Origin of the sequence: Kosakonia sp. PSU_27 (assembly GCF_039409795.1) — a bacterium.
Taxonomy (GTDB): domain Bacteria; phylum Pseudomonadota; class Gammaproteobacteria; order Enterobacterales; family Enterobacteriaceae; genus Kosakonia.
Genome location: NZ_JBCIVK010000001.1, coordinates 121,799 through 145,927 on the forward strand (window position 1 = coordinate 121,799; position 24,129 = coordinate 145,927).

25 protein-coding genes are annotated in these 24,129 nt (G+C 53.6%); 15 read left to right on the forward strand and 10 right to left on the reverse strand.

All coding sequences use genetic code 11. The features are described 5' to 3' along the window. Positions 1-6 precede the first annotated feature (6 nt). The 4 genes from tsaB to rnd all read left to right on the forward strand — a co-directional run bounded on the left by tsaB (position 7) and on the right by rnd (position 4,421). On the forward strand, positions 7-702 hold the full coding sequence (gene tsaB / locus AAIG26_RS00620; RefSeq protein WP_343179366.1) for a tRNA (adenosine(37)-N6)-threonylcarbamoyltransferase complex dimerization subunit type 1 TsaB: 696 nt from the start codon (positions 7-9) through the stop codon (positions 700-702). A gap of 36 nt (positions 703-738) precedes the next feature. Continuing rightward, entirely contained in the window at positions 739-1,332 is a 594-nt protein-coding gene (locus AAIG26_RS00625) for a Slp/YeaY family lipoprotein (RefSeq protein WP_343179367.1), read from the forward strand. A 206-nt stretch (positions 1,333-1,538) separates the two neighbouring features. Next, positions 1,539-3,224 (forward strand): long-chain-fatty-acid--CoA ligase FadD, encoded by a 1,686-nt coding sequence (gene fadD, locus AAIG26_RS00630; protein ID WP_020454073.1) that lies wholly within the window; start codon positions 1,539-1,541, stop codon positions 3,222-3,224. 69 nt (positions 3,225-3,293) lie between these two features. Further along, positions 3,294-4,421 carry a ribonuclease D gene (gene rnd, locus AAIG26_RS00635; protein WP_114413865.1) on the forward strand — a complete coding sequence of 376 codons (1,128 nt, stop codon included), beginning with the start codon at positions 3,294-3,296 and terminating at the stop codon, positions 4,419-4,421. An 89-nt stretch (positions 4,422-4,510) separates the two neighbouring features. On the opposite strand, the gene minE is transcribed toward rnd, so the two are convergent. The 3 genes from minE to minC are packed head-to-tail and all read right to left on the reverse strand — an operon-like array spanning position 4,511 to position 6,308. Further along, positions 4,511-4,777 carry a cell division topological specificity factor MinE gene (gene minE, locus AAIG26_RS00640; protein WP_017456990.1) on the reverse strand — a complete coding sequence of 89 codons (267 nt, stop codon included), beginning with the start codon at positions 4,775-4,777 and terminating at the stop codon, positions 4,511-4,513. A gap of 3 nt (positions 4,778-4,780) precedes the next feature. Then, entirely contained in the window at positions 4,781-5,593 is an 813-nt protein-coding gene (minD, locus tag AAIG26_RS00645) for a septum site-determining protein MinD (protein ID WP_017456991.1), read from the reverse strand. Positions 5,594-5,615: 22 nt separating this feature from the next. After that, a complete protein-coding gene (minC, locus tag AAIG26_RS00650; RefSeq protein WP_020454071.1) occupies positions 5,616-6,308 on the reverse strand; it encodes a septum site-determining protein MinC in 693 nt (230 codons plus the stop codon). Between the two features lie 122 nt (positions 6,309-6,430). Here minC and AAIG26_RS00655 point away from each other — a divergent pair, with 122 nt between their 5' ends. The 3 genes from AAIG26_RS00655 to AAIG26_RS00665 all read left to right on the forward strand — a co-directional run bounded on the left by AAIG26_RS00655 (position 6,431) and on the right by AAIG26_RS00665 (position 8,051). Further along, on the forward strand, positions 6,431-6,706 hold the full coding sequence (locus AAIG26_RS00655; RefSeq protein WP_045509846.1) for a YcgL domain-containing protein: 276 nt from the start codon (positions 6,431-6,433) through the stop codon (positions 6,704-6,706). Between the two features lie 146 nt (positions 6,707-6,852). After that, positions 6,853-7,512, forward strand: coding sequence for a fumarylacetoacetate hydrolase family protein (locus tag AAIG26_RS00660; protein WP_343179368.1), 660 nt, complete (start codon positions 6,853-6,855; stop codon positions 7,510-7,512). A 92-nt stretch (positions 7,513-7,604) separates the two neighbouring features. Beyond that, positions 7,605-8,051, forward strand: a complete 447-nt coding sequence (locus AAIG26_RS00665) for a YcgN family cysteine cluster protein (RefSeq protein WP_020454068.1) — start codon at positions 7,605-7,607, stop codon at positions 8,049-8,051. 27 nt (positions 8,052-8,078) lie between these two features. On the opposite strand, the gene AAIG26_RS00670 is transcribed toward AAIG26_RS00665, so the two are convergent. Together AAIG26_RS00670 and dsbB are read right to left on the reverse strand one after the other, a co-directional pair. After that, a complete protein-coding gene (locus AAIG26_RS00670; RefSeq protein ID WP_343179369.1) occupies positions 8,079-8,324 on the reverse strand; it encodes a hypothetical protein in 246 nt (81 codons plus the stop codon). A 93-nt stretch (positions 8,325-8,417) separates the two neighbouring features. After that, positions 8,418-8,948 carry a disulfide bond formation protein DsbB gene (gene dsbB, locus AAIG26_RS00675; protein WP_016495635.1) on the reverse strand — a complete coding sequence of 177 codons (531 nt, stop codon included), beginning with the start codon at positions 8,946-8,948 and terminating at the stop codon, positions 8,418-8,420. A gap of 332 nt (positions 8,949-9,280) precedes the next feature. Here dsbB and fadR point away from each other — a divergent pair, with 332 nt between their 5' ends. Next, on the forward strand, positions 9,281-10,000 hold the full coding sequence (fadR, locus tag AAIG26_RS00680) for a fatty acid metabolism transcriptional regulator FadR (RefSeq protein ID WP_016495636.1): 720 nt from the start codon (positions 9,281-9,283) through the stop codon (positions 9,998-10,000). Positions 10,001-10,033: 33 nt separating this feature from the next. Here the strand turns inward: fadR and AAIG26_RS00685 are convergent, their stop codons facing one another. Further along, entirely contained in the window at positions 10,034-11,566 is a 1,533-nt protein-coding gene (locus tag AAIG26_RS00685) for a SpoVR family protein (RefSeq protein WP_016495637.1), read from the reverse strand. Between the two features lie 277 nt (positions 11,567-11,843). Between AAIG26_RS00685 and AAIG26_RS00690 the strand changes: the two genes are divergently transcribed. Together AAIG26_RS00690 and dadX are read left to right on the forward strand one after the other, a co-directional pair. Continuing rightward, a complete protein-coding gene (locus AAIG26_RS00690) occupies positions 11,844-13,184 on the forward strand; it encodes a D-amino acid dehydrogenase (protein ID WP_343180298.1) in 1,341 nt (446 codons plus the stop codon). A gap of 18 nt (positions 13,185-13,202) precedes the next feature. Next, the gene (gene dadX / locus AAIG26_RS00695; protein ID WP_097405795.1) at positions 13,203-14,273 is read left to right on the forward strand and encodes a catabolic alanine racemase DadX; all 1,071 of its coding nucleotides are present in this window, start codon (positions 13,203-13,205) and stop codon (positions 14,271-14,273) included. Positions 14,274-14,288: 15 nt separating this feature from the next. Here the strand turns inward: dadX and AAIG26_RS00700 are convergent, their stop codons facing one another. Both AAIG26_RS00700 and ldcA read right to left on the reverse strand, forming a co-directional pair. After that, a complete protein-coding gene (locus tag AAIG26_RS00700; protein ID WP_016495640.1) occupies positions 14,289-16,022 on the reverse strand; it encodes a potassium/proton antiporter in 1,734 nt (577 codons plus the stop codon). A 123-nt stretch (positions 16,023-16,145) separates the two neighbouring features. Then, positions 16,146-17,057 (reverse strand): muramoyltetrapeptide carboxypeptidase, encoded by a 912-nt coding sequence (gene ldcA / locus AAIG26_RS00705; RefSeq protein WP_343179370.1) that lies wholly within the window; start codon positions 17,055-17,057, stop codon positions 16,146-16,148. A gap of 100 nt (positions 17,058-17,157) precedes the next feature. Between ldcA and emtA the strand changes: the two genes are divergently transcribed. Beyond that, on the forward strand, positions 17,158-17,769 hold the full coding sequence (emtA, locus tag AAIG26_RS00710) for a membrane-bound lytic murein transglycosylase EmtA (protein WP_016495642.1): 612 nt from the start codon (positions 17,158-17,160) through the stop codon (positions 17,767-17,769). Here emtA and AAIG26_RS00715 read toward each other — a convergent pair whose 3' ends face one another. Further along, positions 17,770-18,501: a flagellar brake protein gene (locus AAIG26_RS00715; RefSeq protein ID WP_016495643.1), complete on the reverse strand. Its 732-nt coding sequence runs from the start codon at positions 18,499-18,501 to the stop codon at positions 17,770-17,772. It lies immediately after the preceding gene. 210 nt (positions 18,502-18,711) lie between these two features. On the opposite strand from AAIG26_RS00715, the gene AAIG26_RS00720 reads away from it, so the two are divergent. Then, positions 18,712-18,966, forward strand: a complete 255-nt coding sequence (locus AAIG26_RS00720) for a GlsB/YeaQ/YmgE family stress response membrane protein (RefSeq protein ID WP_016495644.1) — start codon at positions 18,712-18,714, stop codon at positions 18,964-18,966. Between the two features lie 69 nt (positions 18,967-19,035). On the opposite strand, the gene AAIG26_RS00725 is transcribed toward AAIG26_RS00720, so the two are convergent. Then, positions 19,036-20,757, reverse strand: a complete 1,722-nt coding sequence (locus tag AAIG26_RS00725; protein WP_097405797.1) for an alpha,alpha-trehalase — start codon at positions 20,755-20,757, stop codon at positions 19,036-19,038. A gap of 982 nt (positions 20,758-21,739) precedes the next feature. Here AAIG26_RS00725 and AAIG26_RS00730 point away from each other — a divergent pair. The 3 genes from AAIG26_RS00730 to tssK are packed head-to-tail and all read left to right on the forward strand — an operon-like array spanning position 21,740 to position 24,129. Beyond that, positions 21,740-22,231, forward strand: coding sequence for a hypothetical protein (locus tag AAIG26_RS00730; RefSeq protein WP_016495646.1), 492 nt, complete (start codon positions 21,740-21,742; stop codon positions 22,229-22,231). Positions 22,232-22,254: 23 nt separating this feature from the next. Further along, positions 22,255-22,761, forward strand: coding sequence for a type VI secretion system lipoprotein TssJ (gene tssJ / locus AAIG26_RS00735; protein WP_016495647.1), 507 nt, complete (start codon positions 22,255-22,257; stop codon positions 22,759-22,761). Between the two features lie 24 nt (positions 22,762-22,785). Then, entirely contained in the window at positions 22,786-24,129 is a 1,344-nt protein-coding gene (gene tssK, locus AAIG26_RS00740; protein WP_016495648.1) for a type VI secretion system baseplate subunit TssK, read from the forward strand.

Sequence of the window (24,129 nt, forward strand, 5' to 3'; positions counted from 1 at the left end):
ATACCCATGCGCATTCTGGCTATTGATACTGCCACAGAGGCTTGTTCTGTCGCCTTATGGAACGATGGAACCACCTTCGCTCACTTCGAACTTTGCCCACGCGAACACACGCAACGCATCCTGCCACTGGTCAGGGATGTGCTTGGCGACGCTGAACTTAACCTGACGCAACTGGACGCACTGGCGTTTGGTCGTGGTCCGGGAAGTTTTACCGGCGTGCGTATCGGCATTGGCATTGCGCAGGGGCTGGCGCTCGGCGCTGACCTGCCGATGATTGGCGTTTCAACGCTGGCGACGATGGCGCAGGGCGCGTGGCGCAAAACGGGCGCGACCCGCGTGCTGGCGGCGATTGACGCACGTATGGGCGAAGTCTATTGGGCTGAATATCAGCGCGATGAAAATGGTGTCTGGCACGGCGAAGAGACGGAAGCGGTATTAAAACCGCAAGCCGTCACTGAACGTTTGCAGCAGCTGGATGGCGAGTGGGCGATGGTCGGCACTGGCTGGCCCGCATGGCCTGAGATGGGCAACAACAGTACGGCAACCCTGCGTGATGGTGAGATCTTATTACCCGCCGCGGAAGATATGCTGCCCATCGCTCGTCAACTGTTGGCTGAGCAGAAAACCGTCGCCGTCGAGCATGCCGAGCCGGTTTATTTGCGTAACGAAGTGGCATGGAAGAAACTTCCTGGCCGGGAATGAATCTCAGTAGTATCCACTGGGGTAAGGAGTCGCATCATGGCGGGTCAAAAAAAGGGTGTGCGCGGATTGCTGGCAGGGCTGGCAATTGCGGTGTTAAGCGGTTGTGTTTCTGTGCCTGACGCGATTAAAGGAACCAGTCCCACGCCGCAGGATGATTTAGTGCGCGTGATGAGTGCGCCGTCGCTGTATGTCGGCCAGGAAGCCCGCTTCGGTGGCAAAGTGGTGGATATTCAGAATCAGCAGGGGAAAACCCGGCTTGAGATCGCTGCCGTACCGCTCGACAGCGGCGCGCGTCCGGTGCTGGGCGAGCCATCCGTTGGGCGAATTTTTGCTGATGTGAACGGTTTTCTCGATCCGGTCGATTTCCGCAATCAGCTGGTCACCGTGGTTGGCCCGATAACCGGCACGGCAGACGGCAAAATTGGCAACGCGCCGTATAAATTTATGGTGATGCAGGCAAATGGTTACAAACGCTGGCGGTTAACCCAGCAGGTGATGTTACCGCCGCAGCCAATCGACCCGTGGTACTGGGGGCCGGGGCCGCATCCGCGTACGTGGCACGGCGGGTACGGTGGATGGGGCTGGTTCCCCCCTGAACCTGCACGAGTTGAGACGGTCGTAACAGAGTAATTTCTTGTTTTATCAGGAAAACGAAACAGCGGCTAAGCCGCTGTTTTTTATATTGGGCTTTGTATAAGAAAAATAATTAGTGACGCGCTTCGCAACCTTCAATCCGCTTAATTAATAAACTGGTACGCTGAGTTAATATTATGTTAACGACTTGTTTATTAACTGGGGTTGTGATGACCAAGAATACTCATTTTAGAGGTGATGCATTGAAGAAGGTTTGGCTAAACCGGTATCCCGCCGATGTTCCGGCGGAGATCAATCCTGACCGTTATCAATCCCTGGTTGAATTATTTGAACACTCCACGGCGCGTTACGCCGACCAGCCTGCGTTTATCAACATGGGCGAGGTCATGACGTTCCGTAAACTTGAAGAGCGCAGCCGGGCGTTTGCGGCTTACTTACAGCAGGGGCTGGGGCTGCAAAAAGGCGATCGCGTCGCGTTGATGATGCCGAACCTGTTGCAATACCCGGTCGCGCTGTTTGGTATCTTGCGCGCCGGGATGATCGTGGTGAACGTCAACCCGCTTTATACGCCGCGTGAACTGGAACATCAGCTTAATGACAGCGGTGCTGCCGCGATTGTTATTGTGTCGAATTTCGCCCATACGCTGGAAAAGATCGTTGATAAAACTCAGGTGCGGCATGTCATTTTGACGCGCATGGGCGACCAGCTTTCCCCGGCAAAAGGGACGCTGGTGAACTTCGTGGTGAAATATGTGAAACGGCTGGTGCCCAAGTATCATCTGCCGGACGCCATCTCCTTCCGTCGGGCGCTGCAGACCGGTTACCGCATGCAGTACATCAAACCGGAAGTGGTCGCCGACGATCTCGCCTTCCTGCAATACACTGGCGGCACAACCGGCGTGGCAAAAGGGGCAATGCTGACGCACCGCAATATGCTGGCAAACCTTGAACAGGTGAACGCGACTTACGGGCCGTTGCTGCATCGCGGGAAAGAGCTGGTGGTCACTGCGCTGCCGCTGTACCACATTTTCGCCCTGACTATGAACTGCCTGCTGTTTATTGAGCTCGGCGGGCAAAACTTATTGATCACCAACCCGCGCGATATTCCGGGGCTGGTGAAGGAGCTTGGCAAATATCCGTTTACGGCCATGACCGGCGTGAACACGCTGTTCAATGCCTTGCTGAATAACGACGATTTCCGCAAGCTGGACTTCTCCTCGCTGCACCTGTCCGCCGGTGGCGGGATGCCTGTTCAGCAGGCGGTTGCCGATCGGTGGGTGAAATTAACCGGGCAGTATCTGCTGGAAGGTTACGGTCTGACCGAATGTGCGCCGCTGGTCAGTGTGAACCCGCATGATATTGACTACCACAGCGGCAGCATTGGCCTGCCGGTTCCCTCAACGGAAGCCAAACTGGTCGATGACGACAACAATGAAGTCTCACCGGGCGAACCGGGCGAGTTGTGCGTGAAAGGGCCGCAGGTCATGCTGGGATACTGGCAGCGCCCGGACGCCACGGATGAGATCCTGCGTGACGGCTGGCTGCACACTGGCGATATTGCGGTGATGGATGACGAAGGCTTCCTGCGCATCGTCGATCGCAAAAAAGATATGATTCTGGTTTCCGGTTTTAATGTCTATCCGAATGAAATCGAGGATGTGGTGATGCAACATGCCGGCGTGCAGGAAGTGGCGGCTGTCGGCGTACCGTCGGAAAACAGCGGCGAAGCGGTGAAGATTTTCGTGGTGAAAAAGGACGCTTCGCTGAGCGAAGAGGCGTTGATCGCTTTCTGTCGCCGTCAACTGACCGGCTATAAAGTGCCGAAGCTGGTTGAATTTCGCAATGAACTGCCAAAATCGAATGTCGGTAAGATTTTAAGGCGAGAATTGCGTGACGAAGCGCGTGGCAAAGTGGACAATAAAGCCTGAGCTATGCGTGAGTCCCCTAACGCCGGTTAAGCCGGCGTTTTTTATGGGCGCAACTAAAGAGAAAATGACGTGAATTACCAGATGATAACGACGAACGATGCGCTGGCAGCAGTATGTGAAGCCGCCCGCGCATTTCCAGCGATTGCCCTGGACACCGAGTTTGTCCGCACCCGCACCTATTATCCGCAACTGGGGTTGATCCAGCTGTATGACGGTGAACATGTGGCGCTGATTGATCCGCTGACCATCACCGACTGGACGCCGTTTCGCGATTTGCTCATCAACACCGCCGTGACCAAATATTTGCATGCGGGAAGTGAAGATCTGGAAGTGTTCCTCAATGCGTTTGGTGTACAGCCACAGCCGATGATTGACACGCAGATCCTCGCCGCGTTCTGCGGCCGCCCGCTGTCGTGGGGCTTTGCAGCGATGGTGGAAGAGTTTACCGGGCTGGTGATTGATAAGAGCGAATCCCGTACTGACTGGCTGGCGCGTCCGCTGACCGAACGCCAGTGCGATTACGCCGCCGCCGATGTGTGGTATCTGCTGCCTATCGCCGGTAAATTGCTGGCGGAAACCGATCAGGCGGGAAGACTGGATGCCGCGCTGGATGAGTGCCGCCTGATGATGCAACGCCGCCAGGAAGTGTTAGCCCCGGAAGAGGCGTGGCGCGAGATTACCAACGCATGGCAATTACGTACGCGCCAGCTTGCCTGTCTGCGCTTACTTGCCGACTGGCGGCTGCGCAAAGCGCGTGAGCGCGATTTAGCCGTCAACTTTGTGGTGCGTGAAGAGAACCTGTGGGCCGTGGCGCGTTATATGCCTGGCAGTATGGGCGAACTGGACAGTATTGGTCTTTCCGGGAGCGAAATCCGCTTCCATGGCAAAACGCTGCTGGCGCTGGTTGCCCAGGCGCAGGCATTGCCGGAAGAGGCGCTGCCAGAGCCGCTGCTTAATCTGATGGATATGCCGGGTTATCGTAAAGCGTTCAAAGCTATCAAAGCGCTGGTGCAAACCATCAGCGAGAGTCAGGGGATTAGCGCTGAGCTGCTGGCATCACGCCGGCAAATTAATCAATTACTCAACTGGCACTGGAAATTGAAACCGCAAAATTCGTTGCCGGAATTAATTAGCGGCTGGCGTGGGGAATTGATGGCCGATCAGCTGAAAATATTACTTGCGGAATACCCGCGTTAAATACTGTAAATAAATACAGCTTATCTGCGGAAATAAAATAAAAAAGGCAGAAAATATTCTGCCTTTTTTTATCCCGGTATCTGGGAAATCTATTTTGTCTCTTCGGTTTCCGGTAGGGTGACGTTCAGTTCCAGAATGGAAATATCATCCCCTTTTTGCTCCAGTTGCACCGACACCATTTCCGGATCGATTTGCACATATTTGCAGATCACTTCCAGAATGTCCCGCTTCAACTGCGGTAAATAATGCGGTTCAGCATCGCTGCGGCGGCGTTCAGCAACAATTATCTGCAGACGCTCTTTCGCAATGCTAGCGGTGTTCTTTTTTCTGGAGAGAAAAAAGTCGAGTAATGCCATAACTTATCCTCCGAACAGGCGTTTGAGGAAACCTTTCTTCTCTTCTTCAATGAAGCGGAAAGGACGATCTTCTCCCAGCAGACGTTCCACGGCATCGGCATAAGCTTTGCCGGCGTCAGCATTGGTATCCAAAATAACCGGCTCACCCTGGTTCGACGCACGTAACACCGACTGATCTTCCGGGATCACGCCAATCAGTTTGATACGCAGGATTTCAAGTACATCTTCCATACTGAGCATGTCACCACGGTTTACGCGACCCGGGTTATAACGGGTGAGCAGCAGGTGCTCTTTAATCGGCTCTTCGCCATTTTCCGCGCGGCGGGATTTCGACGCCAGAATACCGAGAATTCGGTCAGAGTCGCGTACGGAAGAGACTTCCGGGTTGGTGGTAATAATCGCTTCATCAGCGAAGTAGAGCGCCATCAATGCGCCTGTCTCAATGCCTGCCGGGGAGTCGCAGACGATAAAATCGAAGTCCATTTTCTTCAGGTCTTCCAGCACTTTATCGACGCCTTCGCGAGTCAGGGCGTCTTTATCACGCGTTTGCGATGCCGGGAGAATGTAGAGGTTTTCAGTGCGTTTATCTTTGATTAACGCCTGATTGAGTGTGGCATCGCCCTGAATAACGTTAACGAAATCATAAACCACGCGGCGCTCACAGCCCATAATCAGGTCGAGGTTACGCAGGCCGATATCGAAGTCGATAACAACGGTCTTTTTGCCCTTCTGGGCTAAACCAGTAGCGATGGCCGCGCTGGAGGTGGTCTTGCCAACGCCCCCTTTACCCGAAGTAACAACAATAATGCGTGCCATAGGAGTTCCTTGTTAAAAGGGCTTAATTTAAGGGTTGAATTGTCAAAGCGTCGTTGGCCAACTGCAAACGCGCCGCTTTGCCATAAAATTCGGCCGGGATTTGATCGCTCAGCCAGTATTCCCCCGCAATGGAGACCAGCTCCGGCGTGAGATGAGAACAGAATATTTGGGCGTCTTTATCGCCACTGGCGCCTGCCAGCGCCCGGCCGCGCATCATGCCATAGACATGAATGTTGCCATCGGCGATGAGTTCTGCGCCCGCGCTGACGTGGCTGGTCACAATCAAATCACAATTTGGCGCATAAATGCGCTGGCCGGAACGCACCGGCGCGTCAATTAAGCGTGTTTTTGTGATCGGCGCCGCAACCGGCGTCGGTTCGGGTGCGCGCTCGTTACGCGCTGCTTTCTCTTTTCCTTCCGTCAGCAGCGGAAGACCGGCGCGTTCAACTTCAGCCTTCAGTTCTGGATCTTTGCAACCGCTAATGCCAACCACATGTAAATCTGTCGTGGTAATAGCCTGCAACAGCGCGGGCCAGTTAACAGCGCCTTCCAGCGCGGAAACATTGACAACAATAGGAGCGTGCAGCAAAAAAGCGGGAGCCTGAGCGATTTTGTCTTCTAACGCCTGACGAATAACCTCGGGTTTTGCATCATGCAAGTGAACCACTGATAAGGTAAAACTACTGCCTTTTAGCTCGATGGGCGTATTTGACATCCTGACCTTACTCATTTTGCTATTATCACCCGCATCTTGAGTGATATTCCGAAGACTATCAGGCATGTTATAGTCACTATTATTTTCAGGCAAGTAACCTCCCGATAATTCCGAGTAAAAGTATGTTTTGTGTGATCTACCGAAGTGCCCGACGCGATCAGACTTATCTGTACGTCGAAAAAAGAGACGATTTTTCCCGCGTGCCGGAAGCATTAATGCAAAGTTTCGGTCAGCCTCAGTTGGCAATGATTCTGCCGCTCGATGGCCGTAAAAAATTAGTCGGTGCAGATTTAGAAAAAGTAAAAGAGGCGTTAATTTCGCAGGGCTATTATTTGCAACTTCCTCCGCCGCAAGAAAATTTATTGAAGCAGCATCTCGCCGCTCAGGGTAAAGAATAATCCTACGGCAGTAACGGCGGATCGCTCCGCCGTTTCTTAATTATGGCTATTGTATCGCCGTAACATATTGGCATTTGACAAACCGCCGGGTGGCGCGGATAGTCATTTTTCGCTCATGTTCAATGTGTTACCGGAGGTCGTACACCATGTATCAACATCATAACTGGCAGGGCGCTCTGCTGGATTTCCCGGTGAGTAAAGTGGTTTGCGTTGGCAGCAACTATGCGAAACATATTCAAGAGATGGGGAGCGCTACCCCGGAAGAGCCGGTACTGTTTATTAAGCCTGAAACGGCGTTGTGCGATCTTCGCCAGCCGCTGGCGTTGCCGCAGGATTTTGGTTCGGTTCACCATGAAGTTGAGCTGGCGGTGCTGATTGGCGCAACGCTGCGTCAGGCGACGGAAGATCATGTGAAAAAAGCGATTGCCGGTTATGGTGTCGCGCTCGATCTGACGCTGCGCGATCTGCAAGGCAAAATGAAAAAAGCCGGGCAGCCATGGGAAAAAGCGAAAGGGTTTGATAATTCCTGCCCCATCTCGGGATTTATCCCGGCGGCGGAATTCCAGAGCGATCCGCAAAACACCACGCTTGGGCTGAAAATCAACGGCGAAGTGCGCCAGCAAGGCACCACAGCGGATATGATCCATAAAATTATTCCGCTGATTGCCTATATGAGCCGCTTCTTTACCTTAAAAGCCGGCGATGTCATTCTGACCGGCACGCCAGAAGGGGTGGGGCCATTGCACAGTGGTGATGAGCTGGAAGTGAGTTTCGACGGGCTTTCGTTGACGACTCGCGTCCTTTAAAGCAGTTTGCCGCCTTTCCTGGCGGCAAAACTTGCATCCGCATGCCAGACTGGTTATAAGGTGCACCCTGGATTTCAACGGCGGATTTCATCATGAGCGACACTCCTTTCTGGCAAAGCAAAACCCTTGAGCAAATGACGGACGCGGAGTGGGAGTCGCTGTGCGATGGCTGCGGGCAGTGCTGCCTGCATAAGTTAATGGATGAAGACACTGACGAAATCTATTTCACCAACGTTGCCTGCCGCCAGCTAAACATAAAAACCTGCCAGTGCCGCAACTACGAACGTCGCTTCGAGTACGAGCCGGACTGCATCAAGCTGACCCGTGAAAATCTCCCCACTTTCGAATGGCTGCCGCCAAGCTGTGCTTACCGCCTGCTGGCGGAAGGAAAGGCGTTGCCGCTGTGGCACCCGTTGCGTACAGGCTCGAAAGCCGCCATGCATGCCGAGCGTATTTCGGTGCGCCATATTGCGGTGAAAGAGTCAGAAGTCCGCGACTGGCAGGAGCATATCCTTAATAAGCCGGAATGGGCTGACTAACGAAAACGTCATACATCACCGGGACAGTCAGCCGCCAGCAGGGCAGGGAAAAGTGAAGAACCGCCTTCGTGTACGCGGGCGCTTCAGGGTCAGTAAGACGACGAACGTGATGAGCAAAGAGGCCAGCAACAGCCCGCTAAGAAGCGTATTGGCAGCAGCGATATGCAGAGCAATATAGAGAATAAAAGAAGAAACAATCGCGAACAGCCTGATCTTATGCGTAAAAAAGAGCGTACCTGAAGCGAAGTAAATAAGTGCGATAACTCCAGCCACCCGAATCGTCCTTTTCCCTGCCAGTATTCATCTTTGCGGATGTTGCCTTGATCCTGAATCAGTCAAAAAAAACGCTCCCGAAGGAGCGTTCTGTTAGCGACCAAACAGGTCGCGTTTTTTCGGTTTGAACGGCTGAGCAATCAGCACCAGCAGTGCCACAACCAGATAGGCGACAAAAATGCCCAGCAACCATTGTGGCATTTCCAGCGTCAGGAATGACCACTGGCGCTCGGCACAGTCACCAGAAGCAACAAACACCTGCGGCAGCCATTTATCCAGCGGCAGCCAGCCCGGAAAACGAGCGGCAAAATCGCAGGTCATAAACGGCGAAGGATGTAACTGGATCATGGTATGTTCCCAGGCCAGCTGGATGCCGCGCCACGCGCTGTAGATCCAGATAGCCAGAGCGACATAACGTAATGGTGTTTTCGGCGCAATCGCCCCGACAATACCCGCGCCCATTACGCCAAAGAGCGCACTGCGTTCATAAATGCACAGGACGCAAGGTTTAAGCAGCATGACATGCTGGAACCACAATGCGACCATTTCCAGCGCAAACGCTGTTAGCGCCATCAAAAGCCAGGCGCCGCGCCCGCGTGAGCACCCGTTTAAATATCGCAACATAATCATTTCCCTGGGAGATGCGTAGACAAAGCAGTGTAAACGAAATCATTGCGCAGGCCACTAGCGGGCAAGAAAATAATGCGTAATCGAATGTTTATCATGCGAAAAGTCAAACCTGGCAACAAAGTGCTGCCATTTACGCAACAAAATATCCTCCGTGCTGTGGGGTAAATATTGCGCATCAAAGCCCTGTTACTATCGCGGATAAGCGTTGTTAAATCGCCAAAATGGATCCCCGATCCCCTTTTTTCTTCATGAGGTACGCTACCTGCACCGGGTGCGGTCTGGTATGATGAGTGTCCTTTGCTTAGCTGTGTAATGGAAATCTCTCTATGGTCATTAAGGCGCAGAGCCCGGCGGGTTTCGCGGAAGAGTACATCATTGAAAGTATCTGGAATAGTCGCTTCCCTCCGGGGTCGATTCTTCCGGCTGAACGCGAACTCTCTGAACTGATTGGCGTCACTCGTACCACATTGCGTGAAGTTTTACAGCGCCTCGCCCGTGATGGCTGGCTGACAATTCAGCACGGCAAGCCGACGAAAGTGAACAACTTCTGGGAAACCTCCGGGCTGAATATTCTGGAAACGCTGGCGCGTCTGGATCACGAGAGTGTTCCGCAACTGATCGATAATCTGCTTTCAGTGCGTACCAACATTTCCACGATTTTTATTCGCACCGCGTTTCGTCAGCATCCGGAAGACGCGCTGAAAGTCTTGGCCAGCGCGCGTGAAGTTGAAGATCATGCTGATGCCTTCGCTGACCTCGATTACAACATTTTCCGCGGTCTGGCCTTTGCGTCCGGTAACCCAATTTATGGTTTGATCCTTAACGGCATGAAAGGGTTGTATACGCGAATTGGTCGCCACTATTTCTCAAGCCCGGAAGCCCGCAGCCTGGCGCTCGGTTTCTACCACCAACTGGCGCAAGTGTGCGAACAGGCGCAGCATGACAAAGTCTACGAAGTTGTGCGCCGCTATGGTCATGATAGTGGTGAGATTTGGCATCGGATGCAGAAAACGATGCCGGGTGATTTAGCCTTACAAAGCCGATAAGCAAAGAAAACCCCTCAACAGAGGGGTTTTTCATTACAGGCTGTTGGCGCGGGGCGGACAACGCTCCAGTAACTCCACACTGCCATCTTCGTTTTGCTGTTCCAGCAACACATCAAAACCCCACAAACGATGCACATGTTTCAGCACTTCGCGGCGCCCCTTATCCAGCGGCGCACGGTTGTGCGGAATATAGCGCAGCGTCAGTGAACGGTCGCCGCGCAGATCCACATTCCACACCTGGATGTTTGGCTCAAGGTTGCTGAGATTGTATTGCGAGGAGAGTTTCGAGCGGATCTCCCGGTAACCCTCTTCATTATGGATAGCGGCAATCTCAAGATAATTGTTACGGTCATCATCCAGCACGGTAAAGAAGCGGAAATCACGCATGATCTTCGGCGACATAAACTGGCTGATAAAACTCTCATCTTTGAAATCGCGCATCGCGAAATGCAGCGTTTCCAGCCAGTCCGAACCGGCAATATCCGGGAACCAGTAACGGTCTTCATCCGTTGGCGACTGGCAAATACGCTTAATATCCTGGAACATCGCAAAGCCCAGCGCATACGGGTTAATGCCGCTATACCACGGGCTGTTATAGGGCGGCTGGAACACCACGTTGGTGTGGCTGTGCAAAAATTCCAGCATAAAGCGGTCGGTCACTTTGCCTTCGTCATACAGGTGGTTAAGGATGGTGTAGTGCCAGAACGTCGCCCATCCTTCGTTCATCACCTGCGTCTGTTTTTGCGGATAGAAATACTGGCTCACTTTACGCACGATGCGCAGGATCTCGCGTTGCCACGACTCCAGTAACGGCGCGTTTTTTTCCATAAAATAGAGCAAGTTTTCCTGCGGCTCCGCCGGGTAGCGACGCGCCTGCGCGATGGTTATTTCTTCTTCGCGTTTGGGCAGCGTGCGCCACAGCATATTCACCTGGCTTTGCAGATACTCTTCACGGCTTTTCTGCCGTGCTTTCTCCTCCTGCAACGAGATTTTCTGCGGACGTTTGTAGCGATCGACGCCGTAGTTCATCAGCGCGTGGCACGAGTCGAGTAACTTTTCCACTTCGTCCACACCGTAGCGTTCTTCGCAATCGGTGATGTATTTACGCGCGAAAATCAGGTAGTCGACGATTGAGCTGGCATCGGTCCAGCTTTTGAATAAGTAATTGTTTTTAAAGAAAGAGTTGTGCCCATAGCAGGCGTGCGCCATCACCAGCGCCTGCATAGTAATGGTGTTCTCTTCCATCAGATAAGCGATGCAGGGGTTAGAGTTGATGACTATCTCGTAGGCCAGCCCTTGTTGCCCATGCTTATAAAGCCGCTCAGTTTCGATAAATTTCTTCCCGAACGACCAGTGAGGGTAATTGATCGGCATGCCGACGCTGGAGTAAGCGTCCATCATCTGCTCTGAGGTGATCACTTCGATTTGGTGCGGATAGGTATCCAGCCGATAAAGTTTCGCCACCCGGTCAATCTCCGCCAGGTAATCATCCAGCAGTTCGAAAGTCCAGTCGGGTCCATCGCTCAGACGAATAGAATCCTTATTCATTGAGTCAATCGTAGCCATTAGCGCGCCCTCGTTGTTAACGACACTCTCTGTATGGAGCGTCTCATTTCAAGCATAGAACACGCAATTAAATCTGTACCTAAGCCATAAATTTTTCTTCGCGATTTTTCATCATATCAGCGGCGTAAATAGCAAGTGTTTCGAAATATTATGCTGCGGCGAAAAGTCGCGCAGCAGGAGATGCTAAATAACAGAAACCCTTGTCATACGGCGAAGCTGTGAGGAAGCTCACCATAAAAAAGCCATATGTTGAATAATATTTTCATCTGGGTTATCAATTTGTAATCAGATGATCGTGCTTTACTCACAGGAGAGGGATATGCGAGTTGTTGTGTTAGGAAGTGGCGTGGTGGGTGTCACCAGCGCCTGGTATTTACGCCAGGCCGGGCATGACGTCACGGTGATTGATCGCCAGCCGGGTCCCGCGCAGGAAACCAGCGCCGGTAACGCCGGGCAGATCTCACCAGGCTACGCTGCGCCCTGGGCGGCGCCAGGTGTGCCGTTAAAAGCCATTAAATGGATGTTCCAGCGCCATGCGCCGCTCGCAATCAGCCTCGACGGCACCTCATCGCAACTGAAATGGATGTGGCAGATGCTGCGCAACTGCGACACGCGCCACTATATGGAAAATAAAGGCCGCATGGTGCGTCTGGCGGAATACAGCCGTGATTGCCTGAAACTGCTGCGCGAAACTACCGGTATTCAGTATGAAGGGCGGCAAGGCGGTACATTGCAGCTGTTTCGCACCGCGGAGCAGTACGAAAACGCCACGCGTGATATTGCCGTATTACAGGATGCCGGCGTGCCTTATCAGCTGCTGGAGTCTGCGCGGCTGGCGGAAGTCGAACCCGCGCTGGCGGAAGTTGCACACAAACTGACCGGTGGTTTGCGTCTGCCAAATGATGAAACTGGCGACTGTCAGCTTTTCACCCAGCAACTGGCGCAGATGGCGGCGCAGGCGGGCGTGGAGTTTCGTTTTAACACCCCGGTGGATCGCTTGCTGTATGAAGGCGAAAACATCTACGGTGTGAAGTGCGGAGAAGAGGTGGTCAAAGCCGACGCGTACGTGATGGCATTTGGCTCGTGGTCTACCGGCTTACTGAAAAACATCGTCGATATCCCGGTATACCCGCTGAAAGGTTATTCATTAACGATCCCGATTGCCGAAGAAGACGGCGCACCGGTTTCAACGATCCTGGATGAAACCTACAAAATTGCCATTACCCGCTTTGAACAGCGTATTCGCGTCGGCGGCATGGCGGAAATCGTTGGCTTTAATACGGAACTGCTGAAACCACGCCGCGAAACGCTGGAGATGGTGGTGCGCGATCTCTTCCCGCGTGGCGGATTTGTCGAGCAAGCAACTTTCTGGACCGGCCTGCGCCCCATGACGCCAGACGGTACGCCCGTTGTCGGACGCACGCCGTATAAAAACCTGTGGCTGAACACCGGGCACGGCACCCTTGGCTGGACAATGGCTTGCGGTTCCGGCCAGCTGTTAAGCGACCTGATGTCCGGCAGTACTCCTGCGATTGCTGCTGATGATTTAAGCGTGGCGCGTTATTCGCCTGGCTTTACCCCTGTGCGCGCGCACCATTTACACGGTGCTCATAACTGATTCGAAGAAGGAATAGGAATGTCTCGTCCGGTTCTCGCCACGCTTGATTTAACGGCGCTGAGCAATAACTTACAGGTTGTGCGCCGCGCGGCACCTGCCGCAAAAGTCTGGTCGGTTGTGAAGGCGAACGCTTATGGTCACGGTCTGGATCGCATCTGGCGCGCGCTCAACAGCACAGATGGCTTCGCGATGCTCAATCTTGAAGAAGCCATTTTGCTACGCGAACGCGGCTGGAAAGGGCCGATTCTGATGCTGGAAGGGTTTTTCCATGCCGATGAACTACCGCTGTTTGACAAATACCGCCTGACGACCAGCCTGCACAGCAACTGGCAGATCAAAGCCTTGCAGGACGCGCGTCTGCAAGCGCCGCTCGACGTTTACCTGAAGATCAACAGCGGCATGAACCGGCTCGGCTTTATGCCTGAACGCGTGCACACCGTGTACCAGCAACTCAATGCCTTAACCAATGTGGCAACCGTGACGCTGATGTCACATTTTGCTGAAGCGGAGCGGGCAGACGGTATCGCCGCGCCGCTGGCGCGTATTGAGCAGGCGGCGGAAGGCATTAACGCGCCGCGCTCACTGGCTAACTCCGCCGCCACGTTGTGGCATCCGGAAACGCACTATGACTGGGTGCGCCCCGGCGTGGTGCTGTATGGCGCTTCGCCATCGGGCGCGTGGCAGGATGTCGCGAACAGCGGGATCCGCCCGGTAATGACGCTGAGCAGTGAGATCATTGCCGTGCAGACGCTGAAAGCCGGTGAAACGGTGGGCTACGGTTGTCGTTACCGCGCGCAGAGCGAGCAGCGTATCGGTGTTGTCGCCTGCGGGTATGCCGACGGCTATCCGCGCATCGCGCCTTCCGGCACGCCAGTGCTGGTGGACGGCATTCGTACCGGCATTGTTGGCGCGATCTCAATGGATATGCTGACGGTGGATTTAACCCCGTGCCCGCAGGCCGGGATTGGTACGCCGGTTGAGCTATGGGGTAACGAGATAAAAATCGATGAAGTGGCGGCGGCGGCCGGAACAGTAGGGTACGAATTGATGTGCGCCCTGGCGCCGCGCGTGCCTGTTGTGACAGTGTAACTTAACGCGAGGCGGTTATTCCGCCTCGTCTTCCGCCACGCGAACGCCGACTTTCAGTACCGCATTATCGGCTTTTTCCGCCACCGTCCAGATCATCCCGGCGAACTCGACCTGATCCCCCACGACCGGCGCGGCACCCAGCAGTTGCTGCACAATATCGCCCAGCGTTTGCTGGCTTTCACGATACTCCAGCCCCTCTTCCAGACCGTAAATCAGTGCCACATCGGCAAATTTAGCATCCGCTTCAAGAATAAAATCACCGAAGAAGCGCTGATCCAGCGCCACCGGCGGAGACTGGCTAAACAGTTTCCCGAGCGCGGGGAGATCGCTTTCGCGACCAATCACGCATAACACATCGCCTTCACGCAGCCGGGTACTGCCGGTCGGGTGCAGAAGGCTGTTGTCACGAAACAGTGCGGCAATACGCGTATCCGCAGGCATGTGTAAATCACGCAGCGCAGCCCCCACGCACCATTTATCCGCACTGAGTTGATAAACAAACTGCTCAAACGGATTGTCCGGGTGAATATCCAGACCGACGCGGGAGACCGGCCAGCCAACCGGTGGCACGACAACTTTGGCTTTTTTCGCCGCCCACGAGAGCGACGTTCCCTGAAAAAGCAGCGAGATTAACACCACGAAGAAGGCGACATTAAAGAACAGGCGCGCGTGATCAAGCCCGGCCATCATCGGGAAGGTGGCGAGAATAATCGGCACCGCGCCGCGCAACCCCACCCAACTGATAAAAATGCGTTCGCGCAGGTTAAAACCGCGAAACGGTAACAGGCTGGCAAACACGGACAGAGGACGAGCAACAAAAATCATCCACGCCGAGAGGATGAGTGCGGAAACCGCAATCGGCAACAGATCAGACGGTGTGACTAACAGACCCAGCACCAGGAACATGGCGATTTGCGCCAGCCAGGCCAGCCCATCGAAATTTTGCAGGATACCGTAACGGTTGCGGATAGGACGGTTGCCCAGCACAAAACCACACAGATAGACCGCCAGAATGCCGCTACCGTGCAGGGCCGTAGTTAAGGCGAAAACCAGAATCCCGCCGCTCAGTGCCAGCAGCGGATAAAGGCCCGGCGGCAGAGAGATGCGGTTAATCATCTGCTGCAACAGATAGCCGCCCAGGCCGCCGAGCAGAATACCGAGGCCAAACTCCCGCACAATATGCACGAGGAACATGATGTCGATGTCTGCCGTGTGCTTCTGGATCATCTCAATCAGCGTGATGGTAAGAAACACCGCCATCGGATCGTTGCTGCCGGATTCGATTTCAAGGGTAGAACCGACACGCTCGTTCAGCCCTTTACCGCCGAGCAGCGAGAACACCGCGGCGGCATCGGTGGAGCCAACAATCGCGCCGATCAAAAAGCCTTCCATAATGTTGAGCTTGAACAGCCAGGCGGCCATCATCCCGGTTAAACCGGAAGTGACCAGCACACCAATAGTCGCCAGGGAAAGCGCAGGGCCAAGCGCGACGCGAAACGAGCTGGCGCGGGTACGCATGCCGCCATCGAGTAAAATGATCGCCAGCGCGAGGTTACTGACCATGTAAGCAAAAGGGTAGTTATCGAACGGAATACCGCCGATACCGTCGACACCGGCCAACATACCGATTGCCAGAAAGATCACCAGAATGGGAATACCAAGGCGGGAGGAGAAAGAACTTAATAAAATACTGCAGGTTACAAGAACTGAACCCAGAATAAACAGACTGATTATCGCCTCAGCGTCCAATGGTGTGCTTCTCCTTAATCCTCACCGTGGGGGATCCCGGGCGGCAGTAACCGGCCGGGTTGATTAGTGCGTCATATAATAACGGCAGAAACAAGGCTTTAATAAGAGCATAAAGCGCTTTTTTTACCTCAAGATCGTGGGATGACCCGTTAAGGTCAGTTGCGTCTTTTCAGCATGTTGCAACCGGGCATGCGCACCGAGCGGCAGTGTGACGGTCTGCGGTTCATGACCAAACGCCAGCCCGCTGACTACCGGGATCGTCAATTGCGCGCGCAGATAGTCGATCATCTTATTAAGATTGTAGCCCGCATCGTAATCGTTGGGTTGCGCCAGCGAGAAACTGCCGAGGATCAGCGCCTGCTGCTGCGCCAGAATGCCTGAGTGCAACAACTGCAACAGCATACGTTCCACGCGGTAGGGATGTTCATTAATGTCTTCCACCACCAGAATGCCGCCGGGTATGGAAGGCAGCCAGGGCGTACCAATCAGCGAGGTTAACATCGCCAGGTTTCCCCCCCACACCGTGCCTGCCACGTCACATTGCGGGCCTTCACCGTCCCACTCAATGGTAAAGGTTTCATTGCTGATGGCGCGCCAGAAGTGCTCTGCCGTAAAGGCATCCAGCGTTTCGGCACCGAAATTACCCGCCAGCATTGGCCCGCTAAACGTGATGACTTTTCCGTATGCCAGCAACCCAAGTTGAATGGCGGTGAAATCGCTATGGCCGCAAATCAGCAACGGTTGATGCTGCTGGCGCGCCACCAGCGCCTGCCAGTCAATATCCGCGAGCAGACGGCTGACGCCGTACCCCCCGCGCACCGGCATCACGATAATGTTGTCGCCCGGCAATTGCGCCAGTGCGTTGATATCCGCCAGGCGCTCTTCGTCATGTCCTGCGAAACGCTCATGACGGCGGGTGATGACGTGCTGATTGTTAACATGATGGCCTTGCGAAGTGAGTCGTTCGACGCCAAGCGCTGCGGCGTGCTGGTTAATGCAATAGCCGGAAGGGGCAATCAGATGGAAGGTGGACATGGCAATTCCTTGCTGACATCTATAGGGAAACAGTTATCATGCCGCTAACCTGTGTCGTTGTCATCCGTAGCCGATGACACTTATAGAAGGATTAGCTTGCGTGAAATTGAGATGGTTTGCTTTTTTAGTGGTACTGCTCGCCGGATGTAGTTCAAAACAGGATTATCGTAACCCGGACTGGAACCCGGAAGTGCCGGTAAAACGCGCAATGCAGTGGATGCCCATCACCGAAAAAGCCGGTGCAGCCTGGGGCGTCAGCCCGCAATTGATCACCGCGATGATCGCCGTGGAATCCGGCGGTAACCCGAATCTGGTCAGCAAATCCAACGCCGTTGGCCTGATGCAGCTTAAAGCCTCCACCGCCGGGCGCGAAGTTTACCGTCATATGGGCTGGAGCGGGCAACCGTCCACCAGCGAACTCAAAAACCCGGAGCGCAACATCTCCATGGGGGCGGCTTATTTGAGTATTCTCGAGCACGGGGCGCTGGCAGGCATCCGCGATCCGAAAGTGATGCAGTACGCGCTGGTGGTCTCGTATGTGAATGGTGCAGGCGCGCTACTGCGGACTTTCTCGTCCGACAGAAGCGAAGCCATTGAAGAGATAAACGAGTTAAGCGCAGACGCGTTTATGAAGCATGTGGCGGAAAACCACCCCGCGCCGCAGGCGCCGCGCTATATCTGGAAAGTGCAAAAAGCGATGGATGCGATGTAATTAGCGTACCCGGCTGGCGCGTTCGCGCGCCTCGCGCTCCAGGGCAAAAATAATGCGCTGGAGCTCGCGCTCCACGCCCGGGCTGACATTCAAAAAGCGAAAACTCAGACGCGGCGTGACAATGGTTTCATTTTTACCATCAACGACTTTACGCTCGCCAATCGCAATCAACTGCGCGTCAAAATAGAACTGCCCCCACGACGCCATATCCAGTTCCACTTTGGAAAAACGCATGCCCGGTTGCAACGCGGCAGGCGCTTCTCCATCCAGCAGCGCGCCCATGCCGCCTAATGACAGGTCGAACAGACGAAAGCGAATCTCGCTTTTGTCCGGCATAAACGCCTTACAAAAATAGGCCGGGTGGAGCGGGGCGCTGATGCGAAAATATTCACGGCGCTGAATAAACCACAGCGTTTCCGGAAGCGGAGTAATAAAAGCAGGTAAAGCCTGAAAATCGCCTGCAGAAAGCTTTGTCAGTGTGAATTCGACTTTGGCGCCATGTGTTTCAGCGGTCACGGTAACCTTTCCCGCACGCTGTACTGCGTTGTTCTCGTACTCCTGGCTGCCAAAATCCATGACCAGCTCTTCTGGATTCACTTCCAGTATCTTGCTGATGAACTGACCGCTACCCCAGGTGATGCAAACGGGTACCTGGTTCTTTTGCAGGTCGCGTAAAACGCCCAGCACGGCCAGAGGATTTTGTTTCAGGAACTGCTCACTGTAATTGCTCACGCCGAATGGCTCCTTGATGGCTGACACACCTTCGTTGCTTTATCGGCATTCCCGGCAAGAACTTAATACAAATAACGTAATTATTTTCGTAATCCGTTTGAATTAAGTCTGTGAGATGAAAATGTTTTATGACCGACATCTATACTGTAGCTAACGCGTCGCCGAAGTGGTATGTGCGCGTCAACAAGACTAACAGAAGGAGAGAGAAACATGGGCATTCTCGCGTGGATCGTTTTTGGCCTGATTGCTGGCGTTATTGCTAAGTTGATTATGCCAGGACGGGATGGGGGCGGTTTCATTCTGACTTGTATACTTGGGATCGTCGGGGCCGTTGTCGGCGGCTGGCTCGCGACACAATTTGGTTATGGCGGAGATATTACCGGCTTCAACTGGCACAGTTTCCTGATCGCGGTGCTGGGTTCGATTGTCGTGCTGGCCGTCTTCCGGTTGTTCAGACGAAATTAACCGCCAGTTCATCCGTTTTTTGAGACAAAAAAGCCGCAACATGATTGTTGCGGCTTTTTACTGTGCGCGTTACTGCGCGACGGCTTGCTGCTGTTTTTGCGGCTGAGTCGTTGGTTCAACCTTCGCGGCAGCCTGCTGTGCGGGCTGCGTTTGCGGTACGCTGTCGCACGGTTTCTCTTTCGGGCAGATCAGATCGAGCATTTTCAGCGTCACACCGTTGGTCCAGCCGAAACCGTCCTGCAGCGGATATTCGCCACCGCCGCCACCGGTGCCGGTGGTACTGACATCATATTTCTCGACCAGTTTTTTCTCACGATCGTAAGTGTGCTGCACATTAGTCAGAAAACGCCAGCTCACTTCCATTGCCAGTTTCTGCTGATCGTAATTTTGCAGGCCCGCTGTTGCCACCCATTGCAGCGGCGCCCAGCCGTTCGGCGCATCCCACTGCTGACCGCTCTTCACCGTGGTGGTAGCGATACCCCCCGGCTTCAGCAACCGTTCTTTGGCCGCGCTGGCCACTTTATCGGCGCGATCTTTGGCGGCGGCATTAACAAACAACGGGTAAAGCGCTGCGGCTGTCAGCTGATTACGCACCTTCTTCGTCTTCAGATCGTAATCAGCGTACCAGCCCTCTTTTTCATTCCACAGATTGGCCTCAATACCTTTCTGACGCGCGTTCGCCAGCGCATCGTACTGACTTGCTTTCGCGCTATCGCCGGCTGCCTGATAACCACGGGCGAGCATTTTTTCCATCTTGAACATCAGCGCATTCAGATCAACCGGCACAATGCTGGTGGTACGAATGGTGCCAAGCTGATTGGGATCGTCCATCCAGCGGGAGCTAAAATCCCAGCCCGACGCGGCGGCAGAACGCAAATCGCGGTAAATCTCGGTTGCCGGGCGATTGGGGTTATTTTTGGCCGTTGTCACATCATCCAGCCACGACTCCGGGCGCGGCGTATCGCGATCGTCCCAGTAGCGGTTCAGGATGCTGCCATCGCTGAGCTTAACCACGCGCTTATTGGCCTGGCCTGGCTGCAGCGTATCTGCACCTTCCATCCAGTACTGGTACTCTTTTTCCATTTGCGGCAGCCAGGTTTTCAGCGCTTCGTCACCGTCGTGCGTGGCCAGCAATTCCACCATCAACGAGAAGAAGGGCGGCTGTGAGCGGCTCAGGTAGTAGCTGCGGTTGCCGTTAGGAATATGGCCCCAGGTATCGATTTCATGGCCAAAGTTGCTGATCATGTCTTCAATCTTGTCCCAGTGGCCGCTCTCGGCGAGGCCGAGCATCGTGAAATAACTATCCCAGTAATAGACTTCGCGAAAACGTCCACCCGGCACGACATAAGGTTTTGGCAGCGGCAGCAGCGAATCCCATTTCCCTGCGCTGTCGGTAGTGCGTGTTAACACCGGCCACAGCCCGTCAATATGCTCACGCAGGTTTTGTCCTTCAGGCGGAACATACTTTTCCCCCTCTTTGGGCAGCGTAAAGTTCACATCGACAAAGTGGCGTAAATCGAAACTGGTTTGCGTGCGCTGCATGCGGTAATCCGCGAGGATCATCAGCGGGTCGCCTTTCGGCACGGCATCGGCAAAGGTTTTTTGATCGGGAAAGAGCTTAGCGGTTTGCACATCGCTGAACAGCGGACCGAGCAGAACATCCGGTGGCTGCGGCGTATTTTGCGCCTCGGCGGCGAAAGAGTGGGGAGCTGTGGCGAGTAACGCGCCGCCTAACGCGATTTGCATGACCAGCAGCAGAGCGCGCGGTCGGTGTAGAACAGGTCTTGTCATCGATTATTCTCCTTAGCGGGTGCACAGCGGTGCTGCCGCAATCAACCTTGCACAAAACCATAGTCGAATCTGAAACAAATCGTGTGTCGCGTTTGGCATTTTGCACGATTCCAGACAATTTCCCCGTCTGGCTGGCAGAGCAGGGGGCGGATTTTATGCTCTCGCTGCACAAATAATCAGCACCGGCTGCATACCTGTCCGTCAGGGGCTTTTTATTTATTTGCGACAGGGCCCGAAATGGGTAAATAGTGCGCTGTATCAATTTTGCTGAAAGGGTTCGTTTATTGTCGGTTCACAAAAATTAAGTCTGACTACACAATTTAAGGTGGGTTGAAATTTCATATGAAAGTAAAGAATGTTTCCTGCCAGGGACTGTTACACACTTGACTATCGTGCTGTGGAAATAATGTTTATTTGTTCAATATATTTTGCCTATCAAAGCCAAAATAACGCCGTTGCTTATCTTGTACGTTAATCCGCACTTTTATTCAGGTAATTTCACTACTAAATATTGTAGGGTTTATCACATTAAATTAGTTTTTAGGATTCATCCTATCTCGCATTTTAAAATATATGCTATTGCCTTGTTGTCACTAATATTGATTAATAATCAGCGATTTATGCAAAGATTGCGCACCGTTACAAAATGGGTGGGTTGGCATCTTTACGGATTATCATCTAAAGTGAAATTCTTTCTTGAGAATTGTCCTAATTTGCAAAAAAATTAAATAATAGTATTTCAACAGGTCGGAGATCATATTGAATTGAATAATCTGATCTGTAAAATTGTGTCACGATAGTCAATGAAAAGTAATATTATTGCGGCCTGTCCCTGCGACAGACTCGTGCGGTAGCTATGCCTTTTATTCATTATCTGAGCGTTTAACTGGACATGGATTTGCGTCATTTAGAGCGATTTAAATACCCTTTCCAAAACGCTCCAGGTCAACACAGTAATATATTTGCAATGGAAAAAAACGTTATGAACATGCGAATGGTATTGGCTCTTCTTTTTGTCTTTGGCGTTTCGGCTTGTAAAGCGCCACCTAAACCCGCCCCAACCGATGACACCATCGTCACCAGCGAAGTGAACGGTGTCACGCTGACACACCGCTACGCGGTTATTCCGCCGAAGGAATTCCAGCCTATCAAACAAGACTATCGCGCGCTTTACCCGGCGTCGGTGATGAGCACACCGGATTTCGGCGGCAAAGTGATTCGCCAGCTGCAAGCCGGTAAAACCTATGTGGTTCTGGGGCAGGTTGAACACTTCTGGATGGCGCTGGCCGATGAAGGTCAGGAAGAGCTGATTGGTTATGTACCGATGCGTGCCGTCGTGAAAAGCGAGCTGTACGAAAAAACCCTGCGTGATGACGCACGCAAACTGAAACGTAAAAAACAGACCTGCGTGACTGTCGATGGCAGCGGTAAGGCTTGCAAAAACGCCAACTCCGGAACGTGGATCATCAATTAATCCAGCCGTGACGAGTACCTGGTATGAATAATAATTCGGTTGTACGCCAGATTAGCCTGGTGTTTTTCTTTGTGCTGGCCACCCTGGCCAGCGGTTGTGGCTCCTCTTCACACAGCGTACCTACCAGCTATAACCTTCAGTTCAGGGCTCATCCGCAAATCAATGAGTCCGCTCCCCTTAAAGTCAGGGTGTTGCTGTTGAAATCGGACGCGACATTTATGTCCGCCGATTTCTGGTCGCTGCAAAACAACGCAGATAGCGTACTTGGCGCCAACCTGCTGAACAGTGATGAATTTTTCCTGATGCCCGGCCAGCTGTCGAAAACGCTGAGCGGTAAAAGCGCGCCCGACGCGCGTTACATCGGCGTAATGGCGGAGTATCAGGCGCTGGATGGCAAAAAATGGCGGATGTCCTTACCGCTCCCGGTGCAGGGAGAGACGCACTTCTACGAATTCTGGAAATCGTCGTCAGACGAACTGGAAGCCAACATCTTCCTCGACGTCAATGGCATCCGTGTGATTTCCAAATAGCGCCAGTCTTAACAGGAAAACCGTATGAACAAAGCAGAAAAGGTCGTGTGGACCGAAGGTATGTTTCTGCGCCCTCATCACTTTCAGCGAGCGGAAAGCTATCTGCAACACCATATTCGCGAGTGGGGGACACTGCAGCGCCCGTATCTTTGGGGCTACCTTGATATCGAGCTCGACGATGCCATGCTGCGCCAGGGCTGTATTGCCCTGAGTTATGCCAGCGGTTTACTGCCGGATGGCACGTTCTTCTCATTCCACGATGCTCGCCAGGCGCCCACACCGCTGGCTATCCCTGACAACATCAACAATGAGCGCGTGGTGCTGGCGCTGCCTGCCCGTCGCGGCGGGCGTGATGAGGTGATCTTTAGCGAAGAGAAAGATTCGCTGGCGCGTTATGTCACCTGGGAAAGCGAAGTCGATGACGATAACGCCATGTCCGTCGGGCCGGCGGCGGTGCAGTTTGGCCGTCTGCGTCTGAAACTGATGCTGGAAAAAGATCTCTCGGCAGAGTGGACGGCGATCGGTGTCGCGCATGTCGTAGAAAAACGTAACGATAACCACGTTCGAATTGATAGCCGTTATATTCCGCCGATGCTGAATGCGGTTAACAACCCGGCGATTTACGCCATTATCAACGATCTGCAAAGTTTGCTGATGCAGCGTAGCCAGCAGATTGGCCAGCGTCTGCGCCAGCCGGGGCGTTTTAATACCTCCGAAATGGTGGAATTCACGCTGCTGGCGTTGATTAACCACCATGTCGGCCAGGTTTCCCATCTGAAAACGCTGCCGATGATCCACCCGGAAGAGTTGTGGCGCAGTTGGCTGGCGTTTGCCACCGAGCTGACTACCTGGACCGCGTCGCGCTCGCCGGAAGAGACGCTGCCGGTTTACGACCATGACGATCTGGCTGGGTGTTTTGGCAAGTTACAACTGATGCTGCGCAACGGGTTGTCTCTGGTGATGGAAGAGCACGCCATTCAGTTGCCGCTTACCGAACGCACGCACGGGTTGAATATCGCCACGTTGCCGACCACCACCATGGCGCGCGAGTTTGGTTTCGTGCTGGCAGTGAAAGCCAGTGTCCCTGGCGAAATCCTGCAAACCCATTTCCCGGCCCAGATGAAAGTCGCGCCGGTCACCAAAATCCGCGACCTGGTGCAGTTGCAACTGCCGGGTATGAAGTTGCGCACCATGCCGGTCGCGCCGCCGCAAATTCCGTGGCATGCCGGTTACAACTATTTCGAACTGGAAAAGGGCGGCGAGCTGTGGAACGAAATGGAAAAATCGGGGGCTTTCGCGCTGCATCTGGCAGGTGAATTCCCGGGTCTTGATATGGAGTTTTGGGCCATCCGTAGCCCGACTGAATAA